This window comes from Sphingomonas pruni NBRC 15498, from assembly GCF_001598455.1.
In the GTDB taxonomy this organism is placed as follows: Bacteria; Pseudomonadota; Alphaproteobacteria; order Sphingomonadales; family Sphingomonadaceae; genus Sphingomonas; species Sphingomonas pruni.
This window is the reverse complement of record NZ_BCYZ01000114.1, coordinates 1-7,576: the sequence shown is the minus strand read 5'-3', so window position 1 is coordinate 7,576 and position 7,576 is coordinate 1. Positions and strand designations below refer to the sequence as shown.

Genomic DNA, 7,576 nt, shown 5'->3' with positions numbered 1-7,576 from the left:
GCGACCGCGGCGCGGTCGCCCCCTCATCCTCCCATTGCTGACGCAATGGGCCCCTCCTTCTCCCACAAGGGGAGAAGGGACTTTTCCCTTTCCGCACTGCCGTACCGAGACCGAAATACGTTGCCCGTCAGTTCGGTAACGGCGCCTCGGCAAGCAGCACCAGTGCCCGGGTCATCAGCATCGTGAACCTCGCCTCCTCGACCCCGGCGTCACCGCGATGCCAGCCGCCCGCGATCGCGAGCCAGCGTCCGTCCTTACGCTTGACCAGGAAATTGAGCGTGACGACGCCCGGTTCCGACCCGCCCTTGAACCCGACATAATCGAATTCCGCCCGCGTGTTGGGATCGATTCCCGGATTGACCGCCAGCAACGACAAGGCCGTCTCGCCACCCTCCTTGCGGAGCCAATCGAACATACGGGCGGTGTCGGTGGGGCTGGCGAACCATTCGAGCGTATCGATCTTGGCCGGCGTTCCCGCGAACATCACCGGATCGACCGGCGTGGTCCGCAGCCGCGCGGCGTTCGTATCGAGCAGCTTGCGCCGCACCGAGGGCTCAAGCGACGTTGCCCATTGCGAGGCGAGATCGGCATTTGCGGGGCTTTTCAGGGCAAACATCTGCCTCGTGGTCAGCACCGGCGCGAGACCGGGCGCGCCGGTTTGGGTGACGAAGCGATCGAGTTGTTCGCCTTCGAGTGACACCAACGTGTCGGTCGCTGTATTGTCGCTGATCGAGATCATCAGGGTGGCGAGCGTCTGGATCGTCACAGGGCTGCCCGGCGGCCAGTTCTGCGTAATGCCCGAAGGCAGCGAGGCGGGCCCGATCGGCACGACATCGCTCCACTTGCGGTCGCCTGCCCTTACCTCGCGCGCCAACTCACCAAGCACCCAGAGCTTGAATGCGGAGCCGAGCGGGAGCGTGTTGTCGGGTGCGATTCCGGCTATCAGCCGGGGCGCATCCTCGCCGAGCGCATAGATACCGAGCCCGGTTGTCCCCGGCAGCGAACGAAGATCGGCGGTGAGCTTGTCGAGCGTATCCCCCGCCATCTCCGGGCCGGTGAACAGCAGCCCAACCACCTGATGCGGCGGCGCCGGGTCGATCGCGATCTGAGCATTGACCACACCGCGCTCGAAGCGGACGCGCAGATTGGCCGAGAAGGGTGTGACTGGGGCCAGCCTGTCGATTGCCAGCGGCTTCCCCATCTGGCCGGTCATCGAAGCCACGACCGCGTCCCACTTTTCCTTCGGGATGGCGGCACGGAAGTTCGGCGCGAAATAGCCGTTGAAATCGCCGCTGCCGGCGACGACCGCTATCAGTTCGCGCGATCGCGCGGTCAGTGACGGATCGGCGGCCGGTGCGACCGGCGGGGGAGCCGTTTGGGCGCCCACAGGATGGGGGACGGCAAGGATAAGCGCGAGCAGGGCGAGGCTACGCATGTCGAACCGCACCTCCATAGAAAACCCGGCCCGATTTGCCGGACGCGCCATCAAGCGTCGATCGCTTCTTCATCCAATCTGGCCGCATTTTCCTGAATAAAGGCGAACCGGTGCGCAGGATTGGTGCCCATCAGCCGGTCGACCAGGTCTTTCACGCCCGCGCGCTCCTCATATTCCTGCGGCAAGGTGATGCGGATCAGCCCGCGCGAGCCGGGGTCCATCGTCGTTTCCTTGAGCTGGTTGGGGTTCATCTCGCCCAATCCCTTGAACCGGCTGACCTCGACCTTCTTGCCCTTGAACTCCTTGGCCTCGAGCTCGGCGCGATGCGCGTCGTCGCGCGCGTAGAGGCTCTTTGTTCCCGCGGTCAGGCGATAGAGCGGCGGCTGCGCCAGATAGAGATGCCCGCGCCGCACGACGTCCGGCATCTCCTGAAAGAAGAAGGTCATCAGCAGCGTCGCGATATGCGCGCCGTCGACATCGGCGTCGGTCATGATGATCACGCGTTCGTAGCGCAGATTGTCGGGCTCGCAATCCTTGCGCGTGCCGCAACCCAGCGCCTGGACCAGGTCGGCAATCTCCTGATTGGCGAAGATCTTGGCGCTGGTTGCCGAGGCGACGTTCAGGATCTTGCCGCGGATCGGCAGGATCGCCTGGGTCTTGCGGTTGCGCGCCTGCTTGGCGGATCCGCCGGCCGAATCGCCTTCGACGATAAAGATTTCGGTGCCCACGGGATCGTCGGCCGAGCAGTCGGTCAGCTTGCCGGGCAGGCGCAGCTTGCGGCCCGAGGTTGCCGACTTACGCTTGACCTCGCGCTCCTGCTTGCGGCGCAGGCGCTCGTCCATGCGCTCGACGACATAGCCCAGCAGCGCCTTGCCGCGGTCCATATTGTCCGACAGGAAATGGTCGAAATGGTCGCGCACCGCGCGTTCGACCATGGTCGCCGCCTCGGGGCTGGTCAGCCGGTCCTTGGTCTGGCTCTGGAATTGGGGCTCGCGGATGAAGACCGAGAGCATCAGCTCGCACCCGGTCATGATGTCGTCGGCGGTGATGTCCTTGGCGCGCTTCTGCCCGACCAGTTCGCCGAACGCGCGGATGCCGCGGACCAGCGCGGCGCGCAGCCCAGCTTCATGCGTGCCCCCATCGGGAGTCGGGATGGTGTTGCAATACCAGCTGTAGCTGCCGTCGGACCAGAGCGGCCAGGCAACCGCCCACTCTACGCGGCCCTGCTGTTCGCCGGGGAAATCCTGGCTGCCCGAGAAGAAATTGGCGGTGGCGCATTCGCGACCGCCGACCTGTTCCTTCAAATGGTCTGCGAGGCCGCCGGGAAACTGGAACACCGCCTCGGCCGGCGTGTCGTCGGTGATGACCTCGGGCGCGCATTTCCAGCGGATCTCGACGCCGGCGAACAGATACGCCTTGGAGCGCGCCAGTTTGTAGAGGCGTGCGGGCTTGAAATGCAGCTCGGGTCCGAAAATCTCGGGGTCGGGGGTGAAGGCGACCGACGTGCCGCGCCGGTTGGGCGTCGGCCCCAGCTTCTCGAGCGGACCGAGCGTCTGGCCCTTGGAGAAGCGCTGGCGGAACAGTTCGCGGTTGCGCGCGACCTCGATGACGGTGTCCTCGCTCAGCGCGTTGACGACGCTGATCCCGACGCCGTGCAGGCCACCGGAGGTCGCATAGGCCTTGCCGTCGAATTTGCCGCCCGAATGGAGCATCGAGAGGATCACCTCGAGCGCCGATTTGTCGGGAAATTTCGGATGCGGGTCGACCGGCATGCCACGACCATTGTCGACGATGGTCAGCCGGTTGCCGGCATCCAGCGTAACCTCGATCCGGGTCGCGTGCCCGGCGACCGCTTCGTCCATAGAATTGTCGAGCACTTCGGCCGCGAGATGGTGCATCGCGCGCTCGTCGGTGCCGCCGACATACATGCCCGGGCGGCGCCGCACGGGTTCGAGTCCTTCGAGAACTTCGATCGAGGAGGCGTCGTATTCGGTGCTGGGCTTGCCTGAGGAAGCGAACAGGTCTTCGGACATGGAGAACGTATAGAGGACGCGTCAACCGCTCGGCAAGCGGAGCGGGCATTTCCCCTGTGGGTAGTCGTCACGCGCAGCACAGAGCGACTTCAACGAAAAACGCCGCCGAGAGAACCGGCGGCGCTGTTCGAATCGGCGATGTCAGCGAACCCGCGGGCCGCCGAACGGCAGCGGGGGCGGCGGGCGGCGATCGCGGCGGGGCAGCTGCGCCTGATAGGCGTGGCCGCAATGCGCGACGCAATAGGGGAAACCGGGGTTCACCTTATCGCCGCAGAAATGGAAATCGGGCTCGCCCGGATGACCCAGCGGCCATTTGCAGATCTTGTCGTTGAGATCGAGCAGGCTCGTCTTCCCGGCGATTTCGGGCGACGGCTTGGCTGGGACGAGGCGGCGCGGCGGGGCGGGCGCGATCGGCGGCTGCTGCTCGCCGGGCGCTTGGCGCACGAAGCCGCCGGGACCGACCGAGCGCAGGATCGGCTGGGGCGGGGCGTCCGGTGCAGGGGCGGCGGGCGCAGCGGGGATCGCCGCCGCGACGGGCGGCGCCGCTGGGACTGGAGCGGGAGCCGGCGCGGGGCGCGGCGCCTCTGCTACAGGCGGAGCGGCCTTCTTGACCGGCGCCGGCGCGGGGGCGGCCGAGACGCTGTCGTCATTGGGCTTCACCGGCGACGGGCGCGACTGTAGGCCCAGACGATGCGCCTTGCCGATCACCGCGTTGCGGCTGACGTCGCCCAGCGCTTCGGCGATCTGGCTCGCCGTCATGCCCTTTTCCCACATCGTTCTCAGCGTATCGATGCGGTCGTCGGTCCAGCTCATTCACATTCCTTCCAAAACGTCACCGGAACGGTTGCGGGGCATCGCGTCAGCGCCTACCTGCGTGGCCGATGGACGCGCCCACCACTTCCGGTGAGAAAATCACTGCTATGGCACCCCCCGGCGTTCCGGTGATCCGGAGCGTGAACTGGGGTGGCCTGAGAACCCTCTATGTGAAGGAGGTGCGCCGTTTCTTCAAGGTGCACCTGCAAACGATCTGGGCGCCGGCCGCCACGACCTTGCTGTTTCTGGTCGTTTTCACCGTCGCGACGGGCGCCAAACGGCCGGTTCAGGTCGGCGGTGTCGATATCCCGTTCGGCGATTTCATCGCGCCCGGCCTGATCATCAGCCAGGGAATGATGGGTCCCGCCTTCGCCAATGCCAGTTTCTCGCTGCTCGTCGGCAAGATCCAGGGGACGATCGTCGACTATCTGATGCCGCCTTTGTCGACGATGGAATTGCTCGCGGCGTTGGTCGGCGGGGCGATGACCCGCGCGTTCATTGTCGGCTTCATCGTCTGGGCGGCGATGGCGCTCTATGGCATCGGCGTCTGGCCGCAGCATTTGTGGGCTGTGGTCTGGTTCGGTTTTCTCGGGGCCGCGTTCCTGTCGCTGCTCGGCGTGTTGACCTCGATCTGGGCGGACAAGTTCGACCATGCCGCGGCGGTGACCAATTTCGTCATCGTGCCGCTGGGGCTGCTGTCCGGCACTTTCTATTCGGTCGATCGCCTGGCACCGGCTTTTCGAGCCTTCAGCCATGCGAACCCGTTCTTCTACATCATCTCCGGCTTCCGCTACGGGTTCCTGGGTACCGCCGATTCGCCGGTACTGATCGGCAGCGCGGTCGTGTTCGGCCTGGACGTCGTCCTCGCGTTGACCTGCTATTGGCTGCTCAACAAGGGCTGGAAGATCAAATCCTGAAGGGGTCTTCCGGTCCGCCGACTGGATTTGACTGAACCCTGGCTGACGCTGCCGTTCAGCCTGCGCGCAACATCGCTCCGCTATTGCGCGTTAAGATCCGACCCTGTGGAGTTCCGGTGTAATGCGCATTCTGCTGATATCGGCGGCGAGCCTCGCCATGCTGAGCGCGGCGCCCGCGACGGCGCAATCCTATGATCCCGATTACTCGAGCAGTTACGGCAACGGCTATGCTCGTCATGCTGTGCCGAGGCCCTATCAGATCCGCTCGATGATCGATGCCGCCCAGCGCCGTGGCGAGATTTCGGACGATCAGGCGAGCAATCTGCGCGAACAAGCCGACGAACTGGCGCGGCTCGATCGCCGTGCCCAAAGCGATGACGATGGCGATATGCGCCGCGACGTGACCCGGCGTACCTTTGCGCTGCTACGCGATCTGCGCGAAGCGCGCGGCGACTCGAACGGTGAGTACGCCTATCGCGGCCGATCGACGGACTATCCGCCCGCTTATCGTGCGACGCCCCAGGGTGGCTATGACAGCGCCCCGCGCGCGCCCGGCGACGATGACGACCGGCCTCATTCGTCCGCGCCGGATGATGCGTATCGCCCTTCGCCCAGCACGAACGATCCTGATCGTACGTCACCGTCCTACGATTCCGGCCGTGCTGCGCCGGAGAATTACGATACCGACCGCGCGCCACCGCCGGCCGACGAGTCGTATAGAACCACGGAGCCGTCCAACGACGACCAGAGCTATGACGATGCCAACCGGCAGGACGGTGACACTATTCAGCCGCCGGACGACGGCATTTACCGCCCCCGCAATTAAAAGCTGATCGACAGCGGGCGGTTTATCCGCCGCCCGCCTTTTGTTGCGCTATCGGGCCATCCGCCTCGGCTTAGCCCTTTAGGGTCGGGCGCGAGCCGGTCGTCATGCACCTTGGGCATGACCTACCCAACCCATGTCATGGCCTATTCGCTCGGGCGGTGTTGACGCTCCGTGGCGCTACCAAGTAAATGCCCGCTCCGGGCGGTCCGGATGGGCCGCCCTTTTTGCTTTTTTGCAACTGAAGGAGGCCATCGCCGTGACCATCACTCCGCTCATGCCCGTCTATCCACGGTGCGGGGTGCGTCCGGTCCGAGGCGAGGGGTGCTATCTGATCGGCGAGCGCGGCGAGCGCTATCTCGATTTCGCCGCCGGGATCGCGGTCAACGCGCTCGGCCATAGCAACGAGCATTTCATCAAGGCGGTGCAGGATCAAGTCGCGACCCTGATGCATGTGTCGAACCTTTACGGCAGCCCGCAGGGCGAAGCGCTGGCGCAGCGCATCGTCGACAACAGCTTCGCCGACACGGTGTTCTTCACCAATTCCGGGGTCGAGGCGATCGAATGCGCGATCAAGACCGCGCGCCGCTATCACGACGTCAACGGCAATCCCGAGCGCTACAAGCTGATCACCTTCAAGAATGCGTTCCACGGCCGCTCGCTCGGCGCGATCAGCGCGACCGACCAGCCCAAGATGCGCGACGGGTTCGAGCCGCTGCTGCCGGGCTTCAACTATGCGAAGTTCAACGACCTCGAAGGTGCGCTGGCGCTGATCGACGACGAGACCGCCGGCTTCCTGGTCGAGACGGTGCAGGGAGAGGGCGGCATGACCGCGGGCACGCCCGAATTCATCCAGGGCCTGCGCAAGGCCTGCGACGAACATGGCCTGTTACTGATCCTCGACGAGATCCAGTGCGGTTATGGCCGCACTGGCAAGATGTGGGCGTACGAGCATTACGGCATCACGCCCGACATCATGACGGTGGCCAAGGGGATCGGAAACGGCTTCCCGCTCGGCGCCTGCCTCGCGACCGAGGAAGCAGCCAAGGGCATGGTAATCGGCACGCACGGGTCGACCTATGGCGGCAACCCGCTGGCGATGGCGGCGGGCCAGGCAGTGCTCGACGTGATGCTCGAGCCGGGCTTCCTCGAGCAGGTCACCGCGATGGGCGACCGCCTGCGTGCGGCATTCGAGCAGCTCATCCCGAACCACGATACCCTGTTCGAGGAAATTCGCGGCAAGGGCCTGATGCTCGGCATCAAGATGAAGGAGCCGGCGGTCAGCCGCGACTTCGTCGCGCATCTGCGCGACCATCACGGGCTGTTGACGGTCGCGGCGGGCGAGAACGTGTTCCGCGTGCTGCCGCCTTTGGTGATCGATGAAAGCCATATCGCCGAATGCATCGAGCGGCTGAGCGAGGGCGCGCGGACCTACGCCGCGGCCGCGCAGGCGGCGTGAAGGGGCTGACCCCATTCCTCCCCGAGCTTGCTTGGGGAGGGGGACCGGCGAAGCCGGTGGAGGGGCCGCAGCCGCACAGCGGCGAGGACGGGACAT

The 7,576-nt window shown here is 65.5% G+C and carries 6 protein-coding genes; 3 read left to right on the top strand and 3 right to left on the bottom strand.

What is annotated here, in order from left to right; genetic code table 11:
* Positions 1-127: 127 nt before the first annotated feature.
* The 3 genes from SPR01S_RS20195 to SPR01S_RS20185 all read right to left on the bottom strand — a co-directional run bounded on the left by SPR01S_RS20195 (position 128) and on the right by SPR01S_RS20185 (position 4,281).
* A complete protein-coding gene (locus SPR01S_RS20195) occupies positions 128-1,435 on the bottom strand; it encodes a serine hydrolase (protein WP_169803477.1) in 1,308 nt (435 codons plus the stop codon).
* Between the two features lie 50 nt (positions 1,436-1,485).
* Positions 1,486-3,468: a DNA topoisomerase IV subunit B gene (gene parE, locus SPR01S_RS20190; RefSeq protein ID WP_066593401.1), complete on the bottom strand. Its 1,983-nt coding sequence runs from the start codon at positions 3,466-3,468 to the stop codon at positions 1,486-1,488.
* A gap of 141 nt (positions 3,469-3,609) precedes the next feature.
* The gene (locus tag SPR01S_RS20185; protein ID WP_066593399.1) at positions 3,610-4,281 is read right to left on the bottom strand and encodes a GcrA family cell cycle regulator; all 672 of its coding nucleotides are present in this window, start codon (positions 4,279-4,281) and stop codon (positions 3,610-3,612) included.
* Positions 4,282-4,388: 107 nt separating this feature from the next.
* On the opposite strand from SPR01S_RS20185, the gene SPR01S_RS20180 reads away from it, so the two are divergent.
* The 3 genes from SPR01S_RS20180 to SPR01S_RS20170 all read left to right on the top strand — a co-directional run bounded on the left by SPR01S_RS20180 (position 4,389) and on the right by SPR01S_RS20170 (position 7,480).
* The gene (locus SPR01S_RS20180) at positions 4,389-5,198 is read left to right on the top strand and encodes an ABC transporter permease (protein WP_066593410.1); all 810 of its coding nucleotides are present in this window, start codon (positions 4,389-4,391) and stop codon (positions 5,196-5,198) included.
* 121 nt (positions 5,199-5,319) lie between these two features.
* Positions 5,320-6,024 (top strand): hypothetical protein, encoded by a 705-nt coding sequence (locus SPR01S_RS20175; RefSeq protein WP_066593396.1) that lies wholly within the window; start codon positions 5,320-5,322, stop codon positions 6,022-6,024.
* A gap of 256 nt (positions 6,025-6,280) precedes the next feature.
* Complete coding sequence (locus tag SPR01S_RS20170) at positions 6,281-7,480, top strand: aspartate aminotransferase family protein (protein WP_066593407.1); 1,200 nt, start codon at positions 6,281-6,283, stop codon at positions 7,478-7,480.
* The last annotated feature ends 96 nt before the right edge of the window (positions 7,481-7,576 follow it).